Origin of the sequence: Pseudomonas sp. PAGU 2196, assembly GCF_022179005.1 — a bacterium.
GTDB classification, from domain to species: Bacteria; Pseudomonadota; Gammaproteobacteria; order Pseudomonadales; family Pseudomonadaceae; genus Aquipseudomonas; species Aquipseudomonas kermanshahensis.
The window spans coordinates 102,086-125,835 of sequence record NZ_BNTL01000007.1 but is presented as its reverse complement, the minus strand read 5'-3'; the positions used below and the strand labels follow the sequence as shown (position 1 = coordinate 125,835).

The following is a 23,750-nucleotide window of genomic DNA, read 5'->3' as shown; positions in this document are numbered from 1 at the left end:
GAGCGCCTCTTCGGACGCGCACGCCAGCTGGGCCCGAAAGGGGGCCAGGAGGCTGCACGGATGTGCCTGGGCTGGATGCGACCTGGGCAAGACTCAACCGCTGGGCCGTAAGGGAGCTGGGCCGGGCGGGGTCGGTTGAGCCTATTTCACATGGGCGGTCATGTGTTCAGGCGCGGACTCTGTCATTGCTGCCGGTTGCCACCGTTCAAGGCGACGGGCGAAAAGGAACCGCGATTCTACGTGCTTGCAACCTTTTGCCCAAGGGGCATTGGCCTGCGACGAGACGCCGCAGGGCGTCGCGACGTACAGGCTTAATTAGCCCGCTTAATAATAATTTGTATAGAAAAATAACTTTAGTCGTATTGATTCATTGTTTTGGCGGCTGGCAGTGAGTATTTGTTGATCTGGATCAATACAGGTATGTAATTAATTACCGTATCAGCCTGTTGATCGACAGAACTTATCAAGCAATCAAGCCGCTCAATTGGTCCCTGCGGCATCCTGCCACTACAATGGCGGGCGCGGCCCGCAAGGGGCGCCTCGATAAACGTGTGATGCCGCGGTCCATTTAGTAGTTGCAAAGAAGTTGCATTTTAATAGCGCGCTGTAGATTTCTATTGCCCCTGACTTGTGCCCGTCACCGAATTAGAACGACCAGCCGATAACACCCGTTGATAAGTAACGCCTGTGTGCCCGGTATTTAACCGGGCCGAGATGAGGAGATCCCATGGCACTTGGCAGACGACAATTTTTCAAACTGTGCACGGCCGGTGCGGCGGCAGCGACCACGGTGTCGCTGGGCTTTGCCCCGGCAGTGGCCAATGCCAGCCAGTCACGCCAATACAAGCTGTTGCGCGCCAAAGAGACCCGCAACAACTGCACCTACTGCTCGGTAGGCTGCGGCATCCTCATGTACAGCCTGGGTGACGGCGCGAAAAACGCCAAGGCACGCATCTTCCACATCGAAGGCGACCCGGACCACCCGGTCAGCCGAGGTTCGCTGTGCCCGAAAGGGGCAGGGCTGGTGGACTACATCCACAGCGAACAGCGCCTGCTGTACCCGGAGTACCGCGCGCCAGGCTCGGACACGTGGCAGCGGATTACCTGGGACCATGCCATCGAGCGCATCGCCCGCTTGATGAAGGCTGACCGCGATGCCAACTTCATCGAGAAAAACGCCAAGGGCGTTACCGTCAACCGTTGGCTGTCCACCGGCATGCTGTGTTCTTCGGCGGCCAGCAGCGAAACCGGCTCGCTCGACCAGCGCTTTACCCGCGCCCTGGGCATCCTCGGCACCGACAGCCAGGCGCGGGTCTGCCACGCCCCGACCGTGTCGGCGCTGGCGCCCACCTTTGGCCGTGGCGCCATGACCAACAACTGGGTGGACATCAAGAATGCCAACGTCGTACTGATCATGGGCGGCAACCCCGCCGAGGCGCACCCTGTGGGCTTCAAATGGGTGATCGAGGCGAAGATCCGCAACGGTGCTAAGGTGATCGTCGTCGACCCGCGCTTCAACCGCAGCGCTGCAGTAGCCGACCTGTATTCGCCCATTCGCGCAGGCTCCGACATCACCTTCCTGATGGGGGTGGTCAACTACCTGATCAGCCATGACCGTATCCAGCACGAGTACGTGCGCGCCTACACCAATGCCAGCCTGATCGTGCGCAGCGACTACAGTTTCGACGACGGCCTGTTCAGCGGCTACGACGCCAACACCCGGCGCTACGATCGCAGCTCGTGGGCCTATGAACTCGACGAGCAGGGCTTTGCCAAACGTGACGTAACGCTCAGCCACCCGCGCTGCGTGTACAACCTGCTCAAGCAGCATGTGAGCCGCTACACGCCGGAGCGGGTCAGCGAGCTGTGCGGTACGCCAACGGACGACTTCCTGCAGATTTGCGAGATCCTTGCCAGTACCAGCGCACCGGACAAGACCGCCACCTTCCTCTATGCCCTGGGCTGGACCCACCACACCACGGGCGCCCAGATGATCCGCGGCTCGGGCATGATCCAACTGCTGCTGGGCAATATCGGCATGGCCGGTGGCGGCGTCAACGCCCTGCGCGGGCACTCCAACATCCAGGGCTACACCGACCTGGGGCTGCTGTCGCAACGCCTGCCGGGTTACATGAACCTGCCGTCCGACAACCAGACCACGGTCGAGACCTACCTGAAAGAAACCACGCCCAGCGCCCAGCTGCCCGGGCAGGTCAACTACTACCAGCACACGCCCAAATTTTTCATCAGCCTGATGAAGAGCCTGTGGGGCGACAAGGCCACCCCTGAGAACAACTGGGGCTTCGACTGGTTGCCCAAGTGGGACGACAGCTACGACGTACTCAACTATTCCAACCGCATGTATGAAGGCAAGGTCAACGGCTACATTGCCCAGGGCTTCAACCCGATCGCGGCCTTCCCGGACAAGAACAAGGCCGCCGAGGCCTTGGCCAAGCTCAAGTTCCTGGTGATCATCGACCCGCTAGCGACCGAGACGTCGAGCTTCTGGCAGAACCACGGAGAGTCCAACGACGTCGACCCCGCGGCGATCCAGACCGAGGTCTTCCGCCTGCCTTCCAGCTGCTTTGCCGAGGAAAACGGCTCGATCGTCAACTCCAGCCGTTGGCTGCAATGGCACTGGGCCGGGGCGGCCCCGCCTGGTGAGGCCTGGCACGATGGCAAGATCCTCGGCCACCTGTTCATGAAGCTGCGCGAGCTGTACCGCGACGAGGGCGGCGTATGCCCCGAGCCTGTGTTGAACATGGCCTGGGACTACAAGAACCCCTACGATCCAGAGCCCGAAGAGGTCGCCAAAGAGTCCAACGGCTACGCCCTGGCGGACCTGCATGATGACAAGGGCAACCTGGTGCTGCGCAAAGGCCAGTTGCTGGACAACTTCGCCCAATTGCGCGATGACGGCAGCACCGCGTGCTTCAACTGGGTGTTCGCCGGCTCCTGGACCGAGGCCGGCAACCAGATGGCCCGCCGCGACAACGCTGACAGCGGCCTGGGCTGCACCCCAGGTTGGGCGTGGGCCTGGCCGCAGAATCGGCGCATTCTTTACAACCGTGCCTCGGCCGATCCGCAGGGCAATGCCTGGGACTCCAAGCGCCAGATCATTGCCTGGGATGGCAGCCGCTGGAGCGGCAGCGATGTCCCGGACTATCCGGTAACCGCCGCGCCAGGCAGCAACGTCAACCCGTTCATCATGCTGCCCGAAGGCGTAGGTCGGTTGTTCTCGGTTGGCGCCATGAACGATGGGCCGTTCCCTGAGCATTACGAACCGATCGAAAGCCCGCTGGCGTCCAACCCGCTGCACCCCAATGTCAGCAAGAGCCCGACCGCACGCCTGTACGAAAGCGACCGTGCGCGGATGGGCAGCCGTGAGGAGTTCCCTTACGTGGCCACCACCTACTCGATCACCGAGTTGTTCCGCCACTGGACCAAGCATTCGCGGCTCAACGCGATCATCCAGCCCGAGCAGTTCATCGAGATCGGCGAAGTGTTGGCCAAGGAAAAAGGCATCGTCCAGGGCGACCTGGTGCGGGTCAGCACCAAGCGCGGCTACATCAAGGCCAAGGCGGTAGTGACCAAGCGGGTCCAGCGGCTAGAGGTCGCCGGCCAGATGGTCGACACCATCGGCATCCCGTGCCACTGGGGCTTCGAAGGTGCCACCCGCAAAGGCTTCCTGGCCAACACGCTGACCCCGGGGGTGGGTGATTCCAACACCAACACCCCGGAATACAAGGCGTTCCTGGTGAACGTGGAAAAGGCCTGACGGAGCGACGCACATGTCCCTGCAATCCCAAGACATCATTCGCCGTTCGGCGACCAACGCCTTCACCCCCGCGCCGCGTGCCCGCGATCACCAGGCCGAGGTGGCCAAGCTGATCGACGTCAGCATCTGCATCGGCTGCAAGGCCTGCCAAGTGGCCTGCAGCGAATGGAACGACCTGCGTGACGAGGTAGGCCACAACGTCGGCGTGTACGACAACCCGGCCGACCTCACGCCAGACACCTGGACGCTGATGCGGTTTGACGAGCACCAGGACGAAAGCGGCAAGCTGGAGTGGCTGATCCGCAAGGATGGCTGCATGCATTGCGCCGACCCGGGCTGCCTCAAGGCGTGCCCGCAACCAGGGGCGATCATCCAGTACGCCAACGGTATCGTCGATTTCCAGTCCGAGCATTGCATCGGCTGCGGCTACTGCGTGGCCGGTTGCCCGTTCGATGTACCGCGCATCAGCAAGAAGGACAACAAGGCTTACAAGTGCACGTTGTGCGTTGATCGGGTCAGCGTCGGCCAGGAACCGGCCTGCGTGAAAACCTGCCCGACCGGCGCGATCAATTTCGGCAGCAAGGCTGACATGCTGGTGCAGGCCGAAGAACGCGTGAGTGAACTGCAAGGCCGCGGCTTCGCCGGTGCCGGCATTTACGACCCGCAGGCCGTCGGTGGCACCCATGTGTTCTACGTGCTGCAACACGCCGACAAGCCGCAGCTGTACCACAAGCTCAACCCAGACCCGCGCATCAGCAGTGCGATCGAGGGCTGGAAAGGCTGGCTCAAACCGGTGGCCGCCGCGGCATTCTTCGCCACCCTGGCGGGCACGGTGTTCCACTACATCGGCGTTGGCCCCAACGAAGTCGAGGAAGACGACAAGGAGACCCTGGTATGAACAAGGACCGATTGATTCTGCGCACGCGCTTCATCGACCGGGCCAGCCACTGGTTCATGGTCATCTGCTTCTTCCTGGTGGCGATGTCGGGGCTGTCGTGGTTTTTCCCGTCGTTGAACTGGCTGAATGGCGTGTTTGGCACACCGCAGCTGGCGCGCATCCTTCACCCGTTTTTCGGGGTGGTGGTGTTCGTGGTGCTGATGTTCCTGTTCGTGCGCTTCGTCAGGTACAACCTGCCCGAGCGTGAAGACGGCATCTGGTTTCGCAACGTCAAGCGCGTGTTGGCAGGCGACCACAGCCAGCCGCTGCGCATCGGCAAATACAACGCCGGCCAGAAGGTCCTGTTCTGGGGGATCATGGGCCTGATCACCTTACTGATGCTCAGTGGCGTGATCATCTGGCGGCCGTGGTTTGCCGACTACTTCAGCATCCCGCTGATTCGGATTGCCTTGTTTACCCACGCACTGGCAGGCATCTCGCTGATCCTGCTGATCATTGGCCATGCGTACCTGGCGTTCTGGGTGAAAGGTTCGATTCGCGGGATGATCACCGGCTATGTCTCACGCAGTTGGGCCAAGTCGCACCACGATCGCTGGTATCAGCAGATCAACAGCAAGAGCGAGAAGAAATGAGCAGCATCAAACTGACGGCGGTCGAGCAGCCCACCGGGGGCGTGGGCACCATCAGCGCCTTGTTGCTGCCGCAACTGGATCAGCACTTCGCCAAGCGCGCGGCGCGTTTGCGTCACTTGGCACAGGGGCATGAGCACGCCGACTATCTGGAGTTCGCCGCCACCATCGCGCTGGCCCAGCAGCGTTTGCTCGATCATTTTCCCGTGCCGGCCAACGTGCTTGAGGCTCTGACTGAGCGGCTGGGCGCTGAGGCGCCATTATCGACGCAGTTGCACTCAGGTTACTGGCAGCAAATGCTCGAGCATCTGCTCGAGGACCTGCGCACTGAAGCCAGCGACCCGGTATGCGCGGCCCTGGACAGGCTCGCCGCGCTGAGCGCCGATCAGCGCGAAGCCTGCGCCCAAGACTTGCTGCAGGGCCAATATGGCAAGGTGAACAGCGGCGAGGCGGTGTTTTTGTGGGCCGCCCTGGGGCTGCACTTCGTGCAACTGGCTGCGGCCTTGCCGGCGCATGCGCATGCGGCAGTGGGCGAGCATCGCCAGTTCTGCCCAGTGTGCGCCAGCGCGCCGGTGGCCAGCGTCATCCTCACTGGCAAGCGTGCTGGGCTGCGCTATCTGCATTGCGGGTTGTGCGAGAGTCGCTGGCACATGGTGCGGGTCAAGTGCAGCAACTGCGAGCACACCGGTAAGCTGGACTATTGGTCGCTGGAGCGTCAGGACAGTGCGGTCAAGGCGGAAAGCTGCGGTGACTGCGAAAGCTACCTGAAGGCTTTTTATTACGAGCACGACCCGGCACTGGAGCCTGTCGCCGATGACTTGGCCTCCTTGCAGCTGGATGCCGAGCTTGAAGGGCAAGGCTTTGCCCGTAGCAGTATCAACCCATTTATGTTTCCGGGTTGAAGCAGCGTAGGACTGCGGCATACTGACGCCTTTCGCACACCAGGAAGGTAAGGCTCATGCTGGCATCGTTGTTCGCCGTTCTGGCACCTGTGTTCATCGTTGCCGGCATTGGTTTTGCCTGGGCCCGCAAAGGCTTGGACTACCCCACTGAGTTCATCGCCAGGCTGGTGATGACGGTCGGCACACCGTCGCTGGTGCTGTCGACCTTGAGCCGCACGGAACTGGACCCAACGGCATTCACCAGCATGGCGCTGGCCTGCCTGTTGTGCACGTTGGGCATGGCCCTGGCAGGCCTGCTGGTCAGCCGTGCCTCGGGGCAACACTGGCGTGTGCTACTGCCAGCGTTCATGTTCCCCAACACCGGCAACATGGGCCTGCCGATCAGCCTGTATGCCTTCGGCGAGCACGGCCTGGCCCTGGCGGTGGCGTTTTTCCTGACCCTGTCGATCGTGCAGTTCACGGTCGGCATGGCCATCTCCGGCACGGCAGCTTCGCTCAAGGCGCTGGTCCGCAACCCCATTGTGATCAGCCTGGCGGGCGCGATGCCGATCATCTTTCTGGATTTCGAATTGCCGCGTTGGTTGGCCAACACGGTGAACCTGCTCGGTGGTATGACCATCCCGCTGATGCTACTGACCCTGGGCGTTTCGCTGGCCAGCATTCGCCTGCACCATGTGGGCAGCGGCATGCTGCTGGGTGGTTTGCGTATCGGTCTGGGCGCGGCGGTGGGGTGGGCGGTTGGAATGGCCTTGGGCATGGATACCCTGGAGCGCGCGGTATTGATGGTGCAATCGGCGATGCCGGTGGCGGTGTTCAATTACCTCATGGCCGTGCGCGCCAACCGCTCGCCGGAGCAGGTGGCGAACCTGGTGATGTGTTCAACGGTGCTGTCATTCGCCTGGTTGCCGATTGTGCTGGCGGGGTGGATGTAGCGTGCTGCCTTGTCATACGCGCTTTGTGTAGGAGCAGCCTTGCGCTGCGAAGAGGCCAGTAAAAGTAGCGAAGATCTACTGTGTTTTCACCGGCCTCTTCGCAGCACAAGGCTGCTCCTACACCGTGATCTACTGCGCATCCCGGGTGTCGATGCTGACCACCACCGACATCCCTGGCCGCAACCGCTTCGCCTCTGGCTGGTCGGCATCCACGGTGATGCGCACCGGTATACGCTGGGCAATCTTGACGAAGTTGCCGGTGGCGTTGTCGGCCTGCAGCAGGGCGAATTCGGAGCCGGTGGCCGGCGAAATCTGCTGCACATGGCCGTACAGCTTCTGGTGGTTCAGCGCATCCACGGTGAAACTCACCGGCTGGCCGATGCGCACCGCGGCCATCTGGGTTTCCTTCATGTTGGCGATCACCCACAGGGTATCAGGCACCAGCGCCATCAGTTGCGCACCGGAATTCACGTAGGCCCCCAGGCGCGTGCCGATCTGCCCCAGCTGGCCATCGCGCGGGGCGGTGACGCGGGTGTTGTCGAGGTCGATACGGGCGAGCTCGACGGCGGCCTTGGCATTTTCCACCGAGGCCTGCAACGCGGCCCGGTTGACCACCTCGGTTTCCCGGTCCTGCCGGGCGATTTCCAGGGCAGCCTTTGCCTGGGCCAGGCTGGCGACAGCAGCCGCCTGGCTGGCACGGGCCAGGTCGAGCTCGCGGCGCGACACCGAACCGTCGCTGACCAGCGCCTGGTTACGGCTGAGGTCGGCCTTGGCCTTGGCCGCCTGGGCCGTTGCATCGCCGATGGCCGCCTGGCGCTGGGCAATGGTGGCTTCGGCGCTGTTGCGTTGCTGCAGGTTATTGGCCAGTGCCGCCTGCTGCTGTTGCAACTGGGCGATGGCCTGGGCCAGGCGTTGCTTATAGATGCGGTCGTCCAGTTGCACCAGCAGGTCGCCTGCCTTGACGAACTGGAAGTCATGCACCGGCACATCGACGATATAGCCACTCAGTTGCGGGCCGATGATCGTCACCTGGCCGCGCACCAGTGCGTTTTCGGTGCTCTCGATGGCGCTGCCGAACGGCGGCAGGCGCCAGGCGTAGAGCACCAGCAGGATGCCGGCCAGGGCCACACAGGCAAAACTGATCGACGACAGGATGCGCATCCGACGCGAGCGTACCGGGCTGGTCGGTTCACTGGGGGGCGGCGTGCCCTCTGGGGTTTCAGCAAGGGCAGTGGTGGTGGTCGTGCGGGTTTCGTCGGTCATCAGGTAGGCGCGCCGCGGCTAGAGTCAGGGGAGGTGGCCTTGCGGGCCGTGTACCAGAGCCAGGTGCTGCGGATGCAGATCCAGATCATGGTCAAGATAGCGATGCTGCCGATCAGCATGAACACATCGTTGTAGGCCATCACGTTGGCCTCGCGGGTGGCCGCACTGGCCAGCACGCGCATGCCGGCCTCGCTGCGCAGCGCGGGGTCGGCAAGCAGGCCGGCATAGCCGCCACCGCCGCTTTGCACCCGGGCGTTGACCAGGGGTTCGAGGTAGCTGAGGCGGTCCATCAGGTGGCTGGAGTGGAATTTCTCGCGCCAGGTCTGGAAGGTGCCGAGCAGCGCCGCGCCAATCAGGCCGCCGAGGTTGTTGCAGATGCCGAACAGCACCGAAAAGCTCACCAGGTTGCGCGGGTTGGCGCGCACATGGCTGATGCCCAGGGCCATCGACGGGCCCAGGAAGAACGTGCTGCCGAAGGCCAGCAGGAACTGGCTCAGGTACATCTGCGCCGGGCGGGTGAGGTTGCTTGAGCTGCTGTCCATGAACGCCCCGGTGGCCATCGCCAGCAGCGACACCAGCAACGGGATCACCAGGTGCTTGGGGTCGATGGTCAGGGCGCTGGTCGCCAGGCCCGCCACCGCACCCAACAACATGATCGCGTACAGCGTGCGCATCTGCTCGCTGCCCATGTTCAACACTTGCAGAAAACCGACCGCGCCGGTGGACTGCTCCGAGGTGACCATGCGAATCAGAATCACGCACAGGGCCAGGCGGATGATCGTGCCGCTGCCCAGCCAGCGGGTCATCAGCAGCGGGTTCTGGCGATTGTGCTCGATGGCCAGCCCACTGAATATCAAGCCAATCGACGCGGCCAGTGCCACACCGATCCAGGGTGTGTCCAGCCACCAGTCAATGCGCCCCAGCGACAGCGCGGCGCAGAGCAGGGCAGTGCCGCTGGCCATCAGGGTGAAGGTGAGAAAATCCAGCGGCTCGAAGGTCTTGAAGCGGTCGCCCGGTGGCAACTTGAGCATCAGCACGCAGCCCAGTGCGGCCAACGCCAAGCCGAGTTCGAACAGGTATAGCCCGCGCCATTCAGCGATCTGCAGCAAGTCTTCAGAGAACAGCCGCGCCAGCGGCAAGGCCAATTGCGAGGCGCCCAGGCCCAGCACCATGGCCTTGAGCCGCCACTGCGCGGGGAACGCCTGGATCATGTAGTACAGGCCCAGCGAACTCAGCGCGGCGCCAACCATGCCATGGGCGGCGCGCACGGCAATTGCCGAGTTGAGGTCATTGACGAACAGGTGGCCAAAGGTGACCAGCGCATAAAGCACCAGGAACACTTCGGTGAAGGCACGCAGGCCGAACTGCTGGCGAAACTTGACCAGCAGCAGGTTGATGGACACGTTGGTCATCACATAGGCGGCCGGCAGCCAGGCCATTTCGGCGGTGGTGGCCCCCAGCGCACCCTGCAGGAACACCAGGTTGGCTGTTACCAGCGCGTTGCCCAACCCACCGGTGATCGCCACCAACAGGCCCACCAGGCCAAAGGCCAGGCGTTTGGCGGGCGAGTGCAAGGGCGTGGACGGCGATCCGGGCAGGCTGGGTTTTTCGTGGGGGAGCCACTGGCGGGGGGCATATTTGTCCATGGGCAGACTTTACGTGAGGGGCTGGGGCATTAACACCTTCTGGGCTCAAGTTTGCCGCGCGGCGTGCGTCAGTTTTGCAGTGTTTCCGGGCTATTGAAGTTGCTCAAACGGGGATCATCCTCGGCACACGCCAGCGCTTGCACAGCCCCTTTCAGCAGGGCCTTCTGCAAACTTCGCTCATTGGCCGCCCACGCCTGCTCCAGCACCGGCAGCACCTTGCGCGGCAGCACACTGAACATCGGCTGCCAGTAGCCTGCCTGGCGCACCATCGCCGCACTGTCGCCGGCCACCGCCAGCCGCAGCAGGTCTTCGATCAAGGGCTGGTCGATCAGCGGTGCATCGCAGGCCAGTACCACCACCCATGCGTGCCGCGCCGCCGCCAGGCCTGCGATCACCCCGGCCAACGGCCCAGGGAAATCGGGGGCTGCATCGCCCACCAACTGGTCAGCATAGGCTCGATAGGCGTCCTGGTTGCGGTTGCAGGAAATGATCAGGTCATCGCTCAGCGGGCGTACCACGCGTTGCACATGCGCCACCAGTGGCTCGCCTTGCCAGGCCAGTAACCCCTTGTCGCGGCCGCCCATGCGTTGGCCGCGGCCACCGGCGAGGATGAGAATGGAGCAGGGGGGCAGGGCAGCAGGCATGAAAAAGGGTTCCGGGCAGTCAATGCCAGGAACCCTCCCATGTCATGCGGTGCTTGTCCAGTCAGCGTGCGTCAAGCGCTGGGGCCGCCTCGGCTTTAGCGCCGCGACCGCGCCCGGCCAGGCGCATCACCACGACGAAGAACACCGGCACGAACACCACCGCCAGGGTGGCGCTGAGCATGCCGCCGATCACACCCGTGCCAATCGCCTGCTGGCTGGCCGAGCTGGCGCCGGTGGCGATGGCCAGGGGCACCACGCCGAGGATGAACGCCAGCGAGGTCATCACAATCGGCCGCAGACGCAGGCGTGCGGCCTGTACTGCGGCATCGACGGCGTCGACACCCTGGTCCACCAAGCTCTTGGCGAACTCGATGATGAGGATCGCGTTCTTGGCCGACAGGCCGATCAGGGTGATCAGGCCGACCTTGAAGAACACGTCATTGGGCATGCCCCGCAGGGTGACTGCCAGCACCGCACCGAGTACCCCGAGCGGCACCACCAGCAGTACGGCAGTGGGGATCGACCAGCTCTCGTACAACGCAGCCAGGCACAGGAACACCACCAGCAGCGACAGCGCCATCAGGATCGGCGCCTGGCTGCCGGACAGCCGCTCCTGCAGCGACAGGCCGGTCCATTCCAGGCCTGCGCCGGCCGGCAGCTGCGCGACCAGGCGCTCGACTTCGGCCATGGCTTCACCCGAGCTGTAGCCCGCCGCCGGTTCACCGGAAATCGACACCGCCGGGTAACCGTTGTAGCGGGTCAGCTGCACCGGGCCGCTGACCCACTTCGCCTGGACGAAGGCCGCCAGCGGCACCATCTTGCCGCTGCTGTTGCGCACATGGATTTTCAGCAGGTCTTCGACCTGGCTACGCTGGTCGCCTTCGGCCTGCACCACCACCCGTTGCATACGGCCTTGGTTGGGGAAGTCGTTGACGTAGCTGGAGCCGACGGCGGTATCCAGCACTGCGCCGATGTCGGCGAACGACACCCCCAGGGCATTGGCCTGGCGACGGTCGATTTCCAGTTGCACCTGCGGGCTTTCGGCCAGCGATGCTTCGCGCACGTTGGTCAGCACTTTGCTCTTGCCAGCACCTGCCAGCAGCGCATCGCGGGCGGCCATCAGCGCGGTGTGTCCCATGCCGCCACGGTCCTGCAGGCGGAACTCAAAACCGGTCGACTCGCCCAGGCCATCGATGGGCGGTGGCAGCACGGCGTAGGCCACGGCATCCTTGAGCTGAGTGAAGGCCATAGTGGCGCGGTCGGCGATCGATTGGGCGCTGTCATCGGCACCGCGCTCGGACCAATCCTTGAGCGTGGTGAACGCCAGTGCCGCGTTCTGCCCACTACCAGAGAAGCTGAAGCCGAGGATCAGCGTGGTGTTGCCGACACCGGGTTCCTCCGCGTTGTGCGCTTCGATCTGCGCCGCTACTTGCTCGGTACGCATGCGGCTGGCGCCTGGCGGCAGTTGGATGTCGGTGATGGTGTAGCCCTGGTCTTCGGTGGGCAAGAACGCCGTGGGCAGTTGGCTGAAGCCATAGCCCAGCACGGCCAGCAGCACGCCGTACACCAGCAGGTAGCGACCGCTGCGCTTGAGCGCTTGCACCACCCAGCGCTGATAGCCGTTGCTCATGCTGTCGAAGCGTCGGTTGAACCAGCCGAAGAAGCCCTTGCGCTCGTGGTGCTCGCCTTTGCCCAACGGTTTGAGCAAGGTCGCGCACAGCGCTGGGGTCAGGCTGAGGGCGAGAAACGCCGAGAACAGGATCGACACCGCCATCGACACCGAGAACTGCTGGTAGATCACGCCCACCGACCCTTTCATGAAGGCCATCGGCAGGAACACGGCCACCAGCACCAGGGTAATGCCGACAATCGCCCCGCTGATCTGGCCCATGGCCTTGCGCGTGGCTTCCTTGGGCGGCAGGCCTTCTTCGGCCATGATCCGCTCGACGTTTTCCACCACCACGATGGCGTCGTCGACCAGAATGCCGATGGCCAGGACCATACCGAACAGGGTCAGCACGTTGACCGAGAAGCCCATGGCCAGCATCACGGCGAAGGTGCCCATCAGCGCCACCGGCACTACCAGGGTCGGGATCAGCGTGTAGCGCAGGTTCTGCAGGAACAGGAACATCACCGCGAACACCAGCAGCATGGCTTCGAACAGCGTGTTGATCACCTGTTGGATCGACACTTTGACGAAAGGCGAGGTGTCATACGGGATGTCGTATTTGACGCCTTCCGGGAAGTAGCGCGACAACTCCTGCATCTTGGCCCGCACCAGGTCGGCGGTTTCCATGGCGTTGGCGCCGGGGGCCAGCTGTACGCTGAATGCGGTTGCGGGTTTGCCGTTAAGGCGCGTGCCGTACTGGTACTCCTGGGCGCCGATCTCAACCCGGGCGACATCGCCGACGGTCACCGTGGACCCGTCCGCGTTGGCGCGCAGGACAATGGCCGCGAACTCCTCTGGCGTGCTCAGCTGGCCCTTGACCAGCACGTTGGCGGTGATTTCCTGGGTGCCGCGGGCGGGCAGGTCACCAATACTGCCTGGGGCGACCTGGGCGTTTTGCGCGGCGATGGCATCAGCCACATCGTTAGGCGTGAGGTTGAAACCGATCAGCTTGCTCGGGTCGATCCAGATCCGCATGGCACGCTCAGAACCATACAGCTGAGCCTTGCCGACGCCCTTCAGGCGGCGGATCTCGTTCATCACGTTGCGCGCAAGAATGTCCGACAGGGCGGTTTCGTCGAGCTTGCCGTCCTCCGAAGTCAGGGTGGCCAGCAGCAGGAAGCCGGTGGACACCTTCTCCACCTGCAGGCCCTGCTGGGTCACGGGGCGAGGCAGGCGCGACTCGACCACCTTGAGGCGGTTCTGCACATCGACCTGGGCCAGGTCCGGGTGCGTGCCAGGTTCGAAGGTGGCGGTGATGGTGGCGCTGCCCAGGCTGCTTTGCGACTCGAAGTACAGCAGGTTGTCGGCGCCGTTGAGTTCCTGCTCGATCAGGCTGACCACGCTCTCGTCCATGGTCGCCGCCGAGGCGCCTGGGTACACGGCGTAGATTTCCACTTGCGGCGGGGCCACGTTGGGGTACTGGGCCACCGGCAGTTGCGGGATGGCCAAGGCGCCGGCAAGCAGGATGAACAACGCGACTACCCAGGCGAACACTGGGCGGTCAATGAAGAAGTGCGGCATCAATCAGCCCCTCACTGGCGGTTGTGCTGTGCGATCGGCGGCGCGCCGGGCGCTGTGCCCTGGCTCGCTTCGACCTGCACCTGGTCGCCGGCCTTGACGTGTTGCAGGCCTTCGATAACCACTTGTTCACCGGGCGCCAGGCCTTCGCTGACCACCCAGCGGTCGCCCTGGGCGCTGCCCAGCACGACCTGGCGGTCGCTGACGCGGGCCTGCGGGTCGACCACCAGTACTTTCGGCACACCGGCGCTGTCGCGCAGGATGGCGCGCTGCGGCACGCTGAGGCCCTTGGGCTGTACCGCTTGTTCCAGGCGCACGCGCACGTAGCTGCCCGGCAGCAGGTCGAGGTCCGGGTTGGGGAACTCGCTGCGCAGGGTGATCTGGTTGGTGCTCGGGTCGACGCTGATGTCAGAGAACAGCAGCTTGCCGGGCAGCGGGTAGGCGCTGCCGTCGTCCTGAATCAGCGTGGCGCGGGCCTGGCCGTCGCCGACCTGTTGCAGCTCGCCGGCACGCAGGGCACGGCGCAGGGCGTTGAGCTCGCGGGTCGACTGGGTGACGTCGGCATGGATTGGGTCCAGTTGCTGGATGGTGGCCAGGGGCGTGGTCTCGTTCTGCCCGACCAGTGCACCTTCGGTCACCAGCGCGCGGCCAATGCGCCCGGAAATGGGCGCGGTCACCGTGGCATAACCCAGGTTCAGGCGGGCCCGCTCCAGGGCAGCCTTGGCCTCGGCGACCTCGGCATCAGCCTGCAGGAAGCTGGCCCGGGCATTGTCGTATTCCTGGCGGCTCACGGCCTTGTCGTCGACCAGCTCGCGGTAGCGTTGCTCTTGCAGGCGCGCTTGATACAGGTTGGCCTGGGCCTTGGCCAGGGTGGCGCGGGCGCTGTCGTGGTCGGCCTTGAACGGCGCCGGGTCGATGAGGAACAGCACGTCGCCTTGCTTGACGTCACTGCCCTCGCGGTAGACCCGCTTGAGCACCACGCCAGCTACACGTGCGCGCACTTCCGCAGTCCGCGGTGCCAGGATACGGCCGCTGAGTTCGCTGCTGATGGCCAGCGGCTGAAGTTGCAGGGTTTCGACGCGCACCTGCGGGGTGGGCTCTTTTTCGTCCTGCTCGGCGCTGTCGCCACAGCCGGCCAGGGATATGCTCAGAAACGCCAGAAGCGCCACGGGGCGCAGGCGAGGGGGGAGGCTAGTAGGCATACGGATCTTCCGATGATGACGCGGCGTATGCTACGGCAGGCGTTCCCTTGGTGGCTGTTAATACCTGTAGGGCGAGTGTGAAAAAGTGTGAAGAAGCGTCCTGCCTGGGCGTAGGATTCTATATCCTGCCTGGACTTCCTCTTGTGTCAAAGCGCTTATGCCAAACCTTTTATTGGTCGAAGACGACAGTGCCTTGTCCGAACTGATCGCCAGCTACCTGCAACGCAATGATTTCCATGTCCAGGTGATCGCCCGCGGCGACCACGTGCTGGACGCGTTTCGCCGGCAAAAGCCCGACCTGGTGATCCTCGACCTGATGCTGCCCGGCATCGATGGCCTGCAACTGTGCCGCTTGCTGCGGCAGGAATCGCAGAGCTTGCCGATCCTTATGCTGACCGCCCGTGACGACAGCCACGATCAAGTGCTGGGCCTGGAAATGGGCGCGGACGATTACGTGACCAAGCCCTGTGAGCCCCGTGTGCTGCTGGCCCGTGTGCGCACGTTGTTGCGCCGCAGCAGCGTCAATGAGCCGCGCCTGGACAGTGATTTGATCCAGATCGGCGGCCTGCGCATCGACCTGGCCGAGCGCACCGTCAGCTGGCGCGGCGAAGAGGTGGAACTGTCCAGCGGCGAGTACAACTTGCTGGTGGTGCTGGCGCGCAACGCGGGCGAAGTGCTGAACCGCGACCGCATTCTGCAGCAACTGCGCGGTATCGAGTTCAACGGCACCGACCGTTCGGTGGACGTCGCTATCTCCAAGCTGCGCCGCAAGTTCGACGACAGTGCTGGTGAGGCGCGCAAGATCAAGACCGTGTGGGGCAAAGGCTACCTGTTCAGCCGTGTCGAGTGGGAGTGCTGACCGAGCATGCTGAAGATCCTGGTGCGCCTGTACCTGTTGATCATCGTCGCCTATGCCGGTGCGCTGCTGTTCATCCCTGACTCCATCGTCGGCCTGTTCCATGAACGCTTCATGGCGTACAACCTGGACCAGACCAAAGGCGTGCAGTCGCTGATCGTCCGCCAGTTCCACCAGGCCCCGCAAGAGCAGTGGCCAGCCGTGGAGCGAGACCTGGCCAATGCCTTCGCACCGCTTGAGGTCAAGCTGCTGCGCATGGACCAGGCCGACCTCAGCGCGGATGAACAGGCCCGGCTGGAACATGGCTTGTACGCCGTGCGCATCGCAGACTGGGGTTATTACGAGACGGTGCTGGCACCGCTCGACAAGGACTGGCTGGTGCGCCTGCATGCGCCGCCTGATCCACTGGACATCAACGTGCTGTCCTGGGGCGTGACGGTGTTGATCGGTGCAGCCATGCTCGGCTGCCTGCTGCTGTGGGTGTGGCCGCACTGGCGTGACCTGGAGCGGCTCAAGGAAACCGCTCGACGCCTGGGTCAGGGGCAGATGGCAGAACGTACGCACATCTCGCCGCATTCCAACATCGGTGAACTGGCCGGTGTGTTCGACACCATGGCCAGCGACCTGGAGCGCCATGTCAACCAGCAGCGCGAGCTGCTCAATGCCGTGTCCCACGAGCTGCGCACCCCGCTGACCCGCCTGGACTTCGGCCTGGTGCTGCTGTTCGACGAAGTGCCGGCTGCCAGCCGCAAGCGGCTGTTGGAGCTGGTCGGCCATGTGCGTGAACTGGATGAGCTGGTGCTGGAGCTGTTGTCCTACAGCCGTTTGTACAACGCCGACCAGGCGCGCGAGCGGGTCGAGGTATCGCTGCTGGAGCTGGTAGACAGCGTGCTGGGCAGTTTTGCCGAAGAGCTCGACAGCCGTGGCATCCAATGGGAAGTGCGGGCCGAGCGTGAACTGCCACGCTTTGTGCTCGACCCCCGTTTGACCGCGCGGGCCGTGCAGAACCTAGTGCGCAACGCCATGCGTTATTGCGACGAAAGCCTGCTGCTGAGGTTGCGGCTCGAGGATGACGGTGCCTGCCTGCTGACAGTCGAGGATGACGGGATTGGTATTCCGGTCGAAGAGCGCGAGCGGATTTTCCAGCCGTTCTACCGGTTGGACCGTAGCCGTGATCGCAATACCGGCGGGTTTGGCTTGGGGTTGGCAATCAGTCGACGGGCCATCGAAGGGCAGGGGGGCACGCTGACGGTGGCGCAATCGGCGCTGGGCGGGGCGCAGTTCAGGATTCGTTTGCCGGCGGGTGGGTAGGCTGGCTGTGCCGCCCCGTTCCCACAGGAACGCACACTTTTGAAGTGATGCGGCGAGCCTGTGGGAACGGGCTTGCCCGCGAAAGGGCCTAGCCTGCTAGCTGCTGCTTTCGGCCAAACGACTCGTCCACAGCACAAACCGATCCTTGCCGCTGTACTTGGCCTCATACAGCGCCTGGTCGGCCTTGACCAGCGCCATGGTCAGGGTATCTGCGCTGTCCACCCGGGCCAGCCCGATGCTGATCGTCACCGGATGCGCACCCAGGTCTTCCCGCACACGCCTGCACAATGCCGCTACCTGATGTTCGGCAGCCACCTGTTCCAGCCCTTGGAAGAAGACCGCAAATTCTTCGCCGCCGAGCCGGGCAAATTCATAGCCTGCCATCGACGCCTTGATGTGCACCGCCACACGCTTGAGCACCTCATCGCCAATGTCGTGCCCAAAACGGTCGTTGACCTTCTTGAAGTTGTCGATGTCGATCATTGCCAGGTACTGGCCAGGCGTTTTCTGCTGCAACTGGCGCTCAGCCTTGGCCATGAACGAGCGGCGGTTGGGAATTTCGGTCAGGACGTCGACATAGGCCTGCTCAAGCAACAGCTTGGACAGGTAGAAGTTGTGCAGCTTGGCCTGGCGGATACGCAGGTAGCTGTAGATCACCAGGCCACTCAGGAACACCGCGTAACTGATCAACAGGGTCGCTTCCAGGTCGTCCAGGTCAATGTTGGTGCCGTAGAACGGATTGAGCATGGCCCAAGTGATGGCCATGGCACAGAAGAACGACCAGCGCCGCACCGGTAGCACCGAGACACTGTAGAGCACCGTGGACGTGCCAAGTACCAGCCAGACCGGGCGCAGGCTGATCGGGATGCCGTCGATAACCAGGCGCATGCCCAGGGTGATGACGCTGATGAACAACAGGTTGAGCACGTCGAAATGGTGGCTTTTACGGGTGAAGCCGAGCACCACGGTGAGGCTGCACATCAGCCCGATGAACAGCCCGGAGAGCCAGGTGAAGCCTTGGCCACCGAGGTAGCTGACGATGACATCGAACACCAGCCATACGGCGATGCTGACGCAGAAGATCAGTTGGCAGAAGCGGCGTGAAACGTCGAATTCGTGTTGGCGGAACTCAGCGCGCAGGGCAGCCGGTGCGACCTGTTGGCGGACATGTTCCTTTAGGGTTTTAAGCATCAGGGCCTGGCTCCGGCGTGTAGGGCGTGTGCCCACCCAGCAGGGTAGGGCGTTTCATGGCCTTGACGTAAGCGCGCTGTCCCGGCACCGCACAGTCAAGCCCAAGCCAGGCGGTTGAGCCAGCCTCACGCCCATGCGCCGCAGTGCCGGTTTGCCCGCGCGCATCGCACTGGTACTCTTGCGGGCCAAATCGTGTCGTTTGGCAGATCGTATTTCAGGGAGTTGAACATGCAAGGCAAGGCCCGCAAGATCGTCCAGGCCATTCTTTACGAAGCCATCGCCGTTGCCTGCGTGGCACCCGCGCTGGAACTGGCGTTTGGCGCCGGGATGGCTCAGTCGGCGGTGTTGTCCGTCCTGATGTCGGGGATCGCCATGAGCTGGAACATGGCATTCAACTGGGGCTTCGAGCGTTGGGAGGCGCGTCAGCCGCAACGTGAACGCACCTTCATGCGCCGGGTCTTGCATGCCTTGGGCTTTGAAGGCGGGCTGGTAGTGATTTTGTTGCCGCTGGTGGCGTGGTGGCTCGATGTCAGCCTGTGGGCGGCCTTCTTGACCAACCTGGCGCTGTTCGTGTTCTTCTTCGTGTATGCGTTCGTTTTCCAGTGGGGGTTCGACAAGGTGTTCGATGTGCCGCTTTCGGCGCAGCAGGCAAAGTGTTGACTTGCTGCCCTGCGGCGGGATAAGTTCCTACCCCATGAACACCTTCCCGCATGTGAACGCCATTATTATTACCGCCATTATCAGTTTGGCGGGCTAGCGCGTACGTGCACCTAACCCGCCCTGGAGGCGGGTTTTTACTCTCTGACTCCTGGGCAACGTGAAAATAGCCAAGGAGTCATCGATGACCAGCTTCAGCGCCAACCTGCGTACCCCTGTCACGCCACAGCAACTGCTGTCGGAACAGGTACGGCGTATTCTCGCCGCACCGGTGTACGACCTGGCCATCGAAACGCCGCTGCAGGCAGCGCCAGCACTGTCCGCCAGCCTGGGGAACCAGGTGTTGCTCAAGCGTGAAGACCTGCAACCCACCTTCTCATTCAAGATCCGCGGTGCCTACACCCGCCTGTCACGGCTGACGCCCGCCCAGCGCGAACGCGGGGTGATCACCGCGTCGGCCGGCAACCATGCCCAAGGCGTGGCGCTGGCGGCTTCGCACCTGGGGCTGAAAGCCACCATCGTCATGCCAACCAACACGCCCTCGTTGAAAGTGGAGGGCGTGCGCTCGCGTGGTGGCCATGTGGTGCTGCACGGTGAGAGCTTCCCCCATGCACTGGCCCACGCCCTGCAATTGGCCGACAGCGAAGGCGCCACCTTCGTACCGCCGTTCGATGACCCAGACGTGATCGCCGGTCAAGGCACCGTGGCCATGGAGATCCTGCGCCAGCGCCCAGGTGCACTGGATGCGATCTTCGTCCCAGTGGGCGGTGGTGGGTTGGTGGCGGGCATTGCGGCCTACGTGAAATACCTGCGGCCCGAGGTCAAGGTGATCGGCGTCGAGCCAGAAGACTCCAACTGCCTGCAGGCGGCCTTGGCCGCGGGCGATCGGGTGATCCTGCCGCAAGTGGGTACCTTTGCCGATGGCGTGGCGGTGGCGCAGGTGGGGGCGCACTGCTTCGAGCTGTGCCGGCACTTCGTCGATGAGGTGATCACCGTCAACAGCGACGAACTGTGCGCAGCAATCAAGGACATCTACGACGACACCCGCTCGATCACTGAACCTTCCGGTGCCCTGGCCGTGGCCGGCATCAAGAAATACGTGGCCCGCGAAGGCGTGCAGGGCCAAACCTTGGTGGCGATCGACTCGGGTGCCAACGTCAATTTCGACCGCCTGCGCCATGTGGCGGAGCGGGCCGAGCTGGGTGAACAGCGTGAGGCGATCATCGCCGTGACCATCCCTGAGCAGCCAGGCAGTTTCCGCGCATTTTGCCAGGCACTGGGCAAACGCCAGATCACCGAGTTCAACTACCGCTATTACCCGGGCAAGGAAGCGCGTTTGTTTGTCGGGGTGCAGACGCACCCGCTGCACGACCCTCGGGAAAACCTGCTGACCAACCTCGCCGAGCAGGGTTACAGCGTACTCGACCTGACCGACAACGAACTGGCCAAGCTGCATGTGCGCCACACTGTGGGTGGGCATGCGGCGCCGGGGGCGGATGAGCGTGTACTGCGCTTCGAGTTCCCGGAGCGGCCAGGGGCACTGCTGGGCTTTCTGGAGCGGTTGGGCAAACGCTGGAACATCAGCCTGTTCCATTACCGTAACCATGGTGCAGCGGAGGCGCGCGTATTTGCTGCGCTGGAAGTGCCAGGGGATGAGCTGGCGACGTTGCCGCAGACGCTGGATGAGATGGGCTACCGTTATTGGGATGAGACCGAAAACCCAGCGTACAAGCTATTTCTGGGTTGATCTGTAGGAGCAGCCTTGTGCTGCGAAGAGGCCGGCGACAGCACCCTTGATCTTGGTTATGTTCACTGGCCTCTTCGCAGCGCAAGGCTGCTCCTACAGGTTGCGCGTAGCGCTGGGGTGCTTAGCGCTCACGCATAAAGAAGCCTGCCACATACTTGCGGAAGGTTTCCAGGCTCTTGAAGTCGGCATAGCGCTTGAAGTTCTCGGCATCCGGCTCCGGGCCAATTGGCTGCTCCAGCAGCGACACCGAAAGCACCCGGTCCTGATCCGAGGTCAGCACCAGCTCATCCATCACCTGGCCGCCAATCACCGGTCGACGCATCTGAACCTTCACGCCCTTGCTGGCCATCCAGTCGATCAGCGACACCAACGCCTTGAGTGGCTCACGCTCTTCATCGCGGTACACCGGGAACAGGTGGGCGCGTGACAGCACGGGCACGCTGGCGACATGGATCAGTTCGTAAAAGTGGCTGCCAGCACTAGCAGGCGAATACAGCGCCAACGCCAAGAGCGGCCCGGCTGCACGGCTGCCTCCCCAATACAGGTGGTGGCCCTGGAAGTCGAACCCGTCCTCGCTGCGGCTATTGAACAGCTTGCGCCCTTTGATCTGGTCGACGCAGTCCAGCATCAGGCCATGCCGACGATGATTGCCGAACACCGTGGCTTCGCGCAGGCGGGCCTTGAGCATCATCATGTGCTTCATGTCCAGCCGGGTTTCCAGGTAGTTGCTGGCCGGTACCCGCTCCAGCAGCGGGTAGCGGCTGGCGACGCTGCGCAGCTCGGCAAACTGCCCGGTGAGGTCTTTTTTCAGGTGGGTGGCGTAGAGGTTCAAGCCGCTGATCTCGATCCAGGTCAGCAGCAGCGACAACAGCCGTTGTTGCTCGCGCCGGTCAGTGCCCTCACTGCCACTGGTGTCTCGGGCCGGGCGAAAGTCACCGATAAGTCGTAATGGCATATCAGGTGGCAGCCAGGCCGCAGGTGGGGCGGGGTCGTCTTCGCGTTCTGCGGCTTCACGCTCGTCCTTGGTGAACGGGCAGCCAGGCGCATGCTCGGCAGTGCCTGGGTTGTTTTTCAGGAACAGCGTGCCGGTGTTGCCGTTGAGGGTCACGTTCAGCACCGGCAGCGCGTCCTTGCGGCAGTCGCAGGCCAGCCATTGGTTGGCGTTACGCACCTTCATCAGCAACTGGTTGGCCTGCAGCAGGCGAGGGCCAGCGAGCGTGCCTGTGTTGAAGCCGACCAGCAGCTCTTCTTCAGCGGGGGTCAGGCTGCGGACCTGCGCGGCGGTCTTATCGATGATTCGCATTAAGGGGCAGCTCCAAGCTACGAGCCTCAAGCTTCAAGCAAAGTAGAGCCGCTTTCAACCCGTTAAGTCATGTTTGCTAGCCAGGCTGGCGTCGCGGTGGACGTTCCTTTGGCCGGCGCTCCTCGCAATAGCAGTCCAGTGTCGCTTGGCTAAAGTCAGAATTGGGTACTGTCAATTCTGCCAGTTGAAGATGAGCAGGTGCTGCTCCAGCATACAGCCTAAGCAAACGAACTAATCAGAGACGTTTGCGATGCTCCGATTGGACGATAAACGAACGTTATGATAGGCGCATGGCCAAATGAAAAGAACAGCAATGTTTGCATTAGATCAGCACTTATCCATCCTCATGACCCGCGGTATCCAGTCAGATGGCCCATTTTGCTACACACTTTATGGAGGGCTTTGGCCATCTATAGATCTTTTACTGGCTTACAACGGTGAACGCTTGGACCCCGTGACGGAAAGTTATCCCCTGGGAAACGGCTACCGAAACTACAGCCCTCGGATCATGCGGTTTACAAGCCCCGACGGGCTCAGCCCTTTTGGCAAAGGGGGGAGAAACGCCTATGCATACTGCGAGGCAGACCCAATGAACAACGTTGATCCGTCGGGACACTCCATCGTGGGAATACTGATGCAATTTCACCGCTTTACAGCCTGGGTAGCTGGAGCTTTAGGTTATAGGGCTATTACTAGTGGTATCAACCCCTCCGCTGTGAGCTACGGTGCTCTATCTATTGCGGCTACAGCGGCGGCGGAAATAGCAGATGTCAATCCTCTGACGCAAACTACCTTGCGAGCTGTAGCAGTCGTTAGCGGTGCTTTAGCTAAATATAATGAGAACGTCGTACCAACGATAAGGGAGGACTTCGGTCGCATACGCGACACTATGGCTGCTGCAGCGCCTGTTGCAGAACAGCTTGGGCAATCGATGAGGGCTGTCCGTGATGTAATGGGTTAACGATGTGGTTGGCCGATCAGAAGGGGTACTGAAAGTAAAAGTGTTTAGCTGTTCGCCTGTATCCGGTGAGGGCAAAAGGCCCTCCGCCGGATGTTTCCCGCAGGCGCATCACAAGACAGAGGCGCGCCCAATTAGAGCGGGTACAAAACGCGCCGCTCAGTTACCACTGAACATCTGCGCGGCGCGGGCGCGAATCTCGTCAGGGCTGAGGTCCTCCTTGTGGGTCGAGACGAACCAGATGTTGCCGAACGGGTCCTTGAGGGTGCCGCTGCGGTCGCCATAGAACTGGTCCGTCACTTCGCGCAGCTGGGTGGCGCCGCAGGCCAGGGCCTGGGCATAGACCTTGTCGCAGTCTTCGACATACAGGTGCAGGCCTACAGCCGCGCCCGCGAGTTTCTGGCTGGCGGTCAGGCCACCTTCCATGTCGCAGGGGTCGCCGAGCATCAGCGACGAATCGCCGATTTTCAATTCAGCATGCCCCACGCGCCCGCCCGGGGCGTCGAGGCGGAACATTTCGACCGCGCCAAAGGCTTTCTTGTAGAACTCGATGGCCTTGGCGGCGTCGTTGATGCCCAAGTAGGGGGTGATGCTGTGCTGGCCTTCGGGGATGGGTTTGGCTGCCATGTTCGCTCTCCTTTGAAAC

At 62.8% G+C, this 23,750-nt stretch carries 18 protein-coding genes; 10 read left to right on the top strand and 8 right to left on the bottom strand.

The features are described 5' to 3' along the window. Positions 1-727 precede the first annotated feature (727 nt). Genes fdnG through MFF34_RS07190 form a run of 5 tightly spaced genes read left to right on the top strand, consistent with a single transcriptional unit; the run spans position 728 to position 7,139 of the window. A complete protein-coding gene (gene fdnG, locus MFF34_RS07210; RefSeq protein ID WP_238211805.1) occupies positions 728-3,778 on the top strand; it encodes a formate dehydrogenase-N subunit alpha in 3,051 nt (1,016 codons plus the stop codon). 13 nt (positions 3,779-3,791) lie between these two features. Continuing rightward, positions 3,792-4,676 (top strand): formate dehydrogenase subunit beta, encoded by an 885-nt coding sequence (gene fdxH / locus MFF34_RS07205; RefSeq protein ID WP_238211803.1) that lies wholly within the window; start codon positions 3,792-3,794, stop codon positions 4,674-4,676. Next, positions 4,673-5,308 (top strand): formate dehydrogenase subunit gamma, encoded by a 636-nt coding sequence (locus MFF34_RS07200; protein WP_238211801.1) that lies wholly within the window; start codon positions 4,673-4,675, stop codon positions 5,306-5,308. The genes fdxH and MFF34_RS07200 overlap by 4 nt, the downstream gene beginning before the upstream one ends. Then, complete coding sequence (gene fdhE / locus MFF34_RS07195) at positions 5,305-6,207, top strand: formate dehydrogenase accessory protein FdhE (RefSeq protein WP_238211799.1); 903 nt, start codon at positions 5,305-5,307, stop codon at positions 6,205-6,207. Before MFF34_RS07200 ends, fdhE begins: the two co-directional genes overlap by 4 nt. Before the next feature lie 56 nt (positions 6,208-6,263). After that, complete coding sequence (locus MFF34_RS07190; RefSeq protein ID WP_238211788.1) at positions 6,264-7,139, top strand: AEC family transporter; 876 nt, start codon at positions 6,264-6,266, stop codon at positions 7,137-7,139. Between the two features lie 129 nt (positions 7,140-7,268). Here MFF34_RS07190 and MFF34_RS07185 read toward each other — a convergent pair whose 3' ends face one another. The 5 genes from MFF34_RS07185 to MFF34_RS07165 form a co-directional block, all read right to left on the bottom strand. Further along, complete coding sequence (locus tag MFF34_RS07185; RefSeq protein WP_238211778.1) at positions 7,269-8,402, bottom strand: HlyD family secretion protein; 1,134 nt, start codon at positions 8,400-8,402, stop codon at positions 7,269-7,271. Further along, the gene (locus tag MFF34_RS07180; protein ID WP_099429464.1) at positions 8,402-10,048 is read right to left on the bottom strand and encodes an MFS transporter; all 1,647 of its coding nucleotides are present in this window, start codon (positions 10,046-10,048) and stop codon (positions 8,402-8,404) included. The genes MFF34_RS07185 and MFF34_RS07180 overlap by 1 nt, the downstream gene beginning before the upstream one ends. A gap of 68 nt (positions 10,049-10,116) precedes the next feature. Further along, on the bottom strand, positions 10,117-10,692 hold the full coding sequence (gene mobA, locus MFF34_RS07175; RefSeq protein WP_238211776.1) for a molybdenum cofactor guanylyltransferase MobA: 576 nt from the start codon (positions 10,690-10,692) through the stop codon (positions 10,117-10,119). Between the two features lie 61 nt (positions 10,693-10,753). Then, the gene (locus MFF34_RS07170) at positions 10,754-13,882 is read right to left on the bottom strand and encodes an efflux RND transporter permease subunit (protein ID WP_238211774.1); all 3,129 of its coding nucleotides are present in this window, start codon (positions 13,880-13,882) and stop codon (positions 10,754-10,756) included. 11 nt (positions 13,883-13,893) lie between these two features. Then, complete coding sequence (locus MFF34_RS07165) at positions 13,894-15,081, bottom strand: efflux RND transporter periplasmic adaptor subunit (RefSeq protein ID WP_099429461.1); 1,188 nt, start codon at positions 15,079-15,081, stop codon at positions 13,894-13,896. Positions 15,082-15,238: 157 nt separating this feature from the next. On the opposite strand from MFF34_RS07165, the gene MFF34_RS07160 reads away from it, so the two are divergent. Next, the gene (locus MFF34_RS07160) at positions 15,239-15,940 is read left to right on the top strand and encodes a response regulator transcription factor (RefSeq protein WP_027596751.1); all 702 of its coding nucleotides are present in this window, start codon (positions 15,239-15,241) and stop codon (positions 15,938-15,940) included. A gap of 6 nt (positions 15,941-15,946) precedes the next feature. Continuing rightward, a complete protein-coding gene (locus MFF34_RS07155) occupies positions 15,947-17,248 on the top strand; it encodes an ATP-binding protein (protein WP_238211772.1) in 1,302 nt (433 codons plus the stop codon). Between the two features lie 96 nt (positions 17,249-17,344). Here the strand turns inward: MFF34_RS07155 and MFF34_RS07150 are convergent, their stop codons facing one another. Then, on the bottom strand, positions 17,345-18,439 hold the full coding sequence (locus MFF34_RS07150; RefSeq protein ID WP_238211770.1) for a GGDEF domain-containing protein: 1,095 nt from the start codon (positions 18,437-18,439) through the stop codon (positions 17,345-17,347). A 228-nt stretch (positions 18,440-18,667) separates the two neighbouring features. On the opposite strand from MFF34_RS07150, the gene MFF34_RS07145 reads away from it, so the two are divergent. Both MFF34_RS07145 and ilvA read left to right on the top strand, forming a co-directional pair. Then, the gene (locus MFF34_RS07145) at positions 18,668-19,099 is read left to right on the top strand and encodes a PACE efflux transporter (protein ID WP_027596753.1); all 432 of its coding nucleotides are present in this window, start codon (positions 18,668-18,670) and stop codon (positions 19,097-19,099) included. A gap of 181 nt (positions 19,100-19,280) precedes the next feature. Further along, entirely contained in the window at positions 19,281-20,843 is a 1,563-nt protein-coding gene (ilvA, locus tag MFF34_RS07140; protein WP_238211768.1) for a threonine ammonia-lyase, biosynthetic, read from the top strand. Between the two features lie 121 nt (positions 20,844-20,964). On the opposite strand, the gene MFF34_RS07135 is transcribed toward ilvA, so the two are convergent. After that, complete coding sequence (locus tag MFF34_RS07135; RefSeq protein WP_238211759.1) at positions 20,965-22,146, bottom strand: hypothetical protein; 1,182 nt, start codon at positions 22,144-22,146, stop codon at positions 20,965-20,967. A gap of 298 nt (positions 22,147-22,444) precedes the next feature. On the opposite strand from MFF34_RS07135, the gene MFF34_RS28235 reads away from it, so the two are divergent. Beyond that, positions 22,445-23,107 carry an RHS repeat-associated core domain-containing protein gene (locus MFF34_RS28235; RefSeq protein ID WP_374707384.1) on the top strand — a complete coding sequence of 221 codons (663 nt, stop codon included), beginning with the start codon at positions 22,445-22,447 and terminating at the stop codon, positions 23,105-23,107. A gap of 156 nt (positions 23,108-23,263) precedes the next feature. Here the strand turns inward: MFF34_RS28235 and MFF34_RS07125 are convergent, their stop codons facing one another. After that, positions 23,264-23,731, bottom strand: coding sequence for a VOC family protein (locus MFF34_RS07125; protein WP_099429457.1), 468 nt, complete (start codon positions 23,729-23,731; stop codon positions 23,264-23,266). Positions 23,732-23,750: the final 19 nt, after the last annotated feature.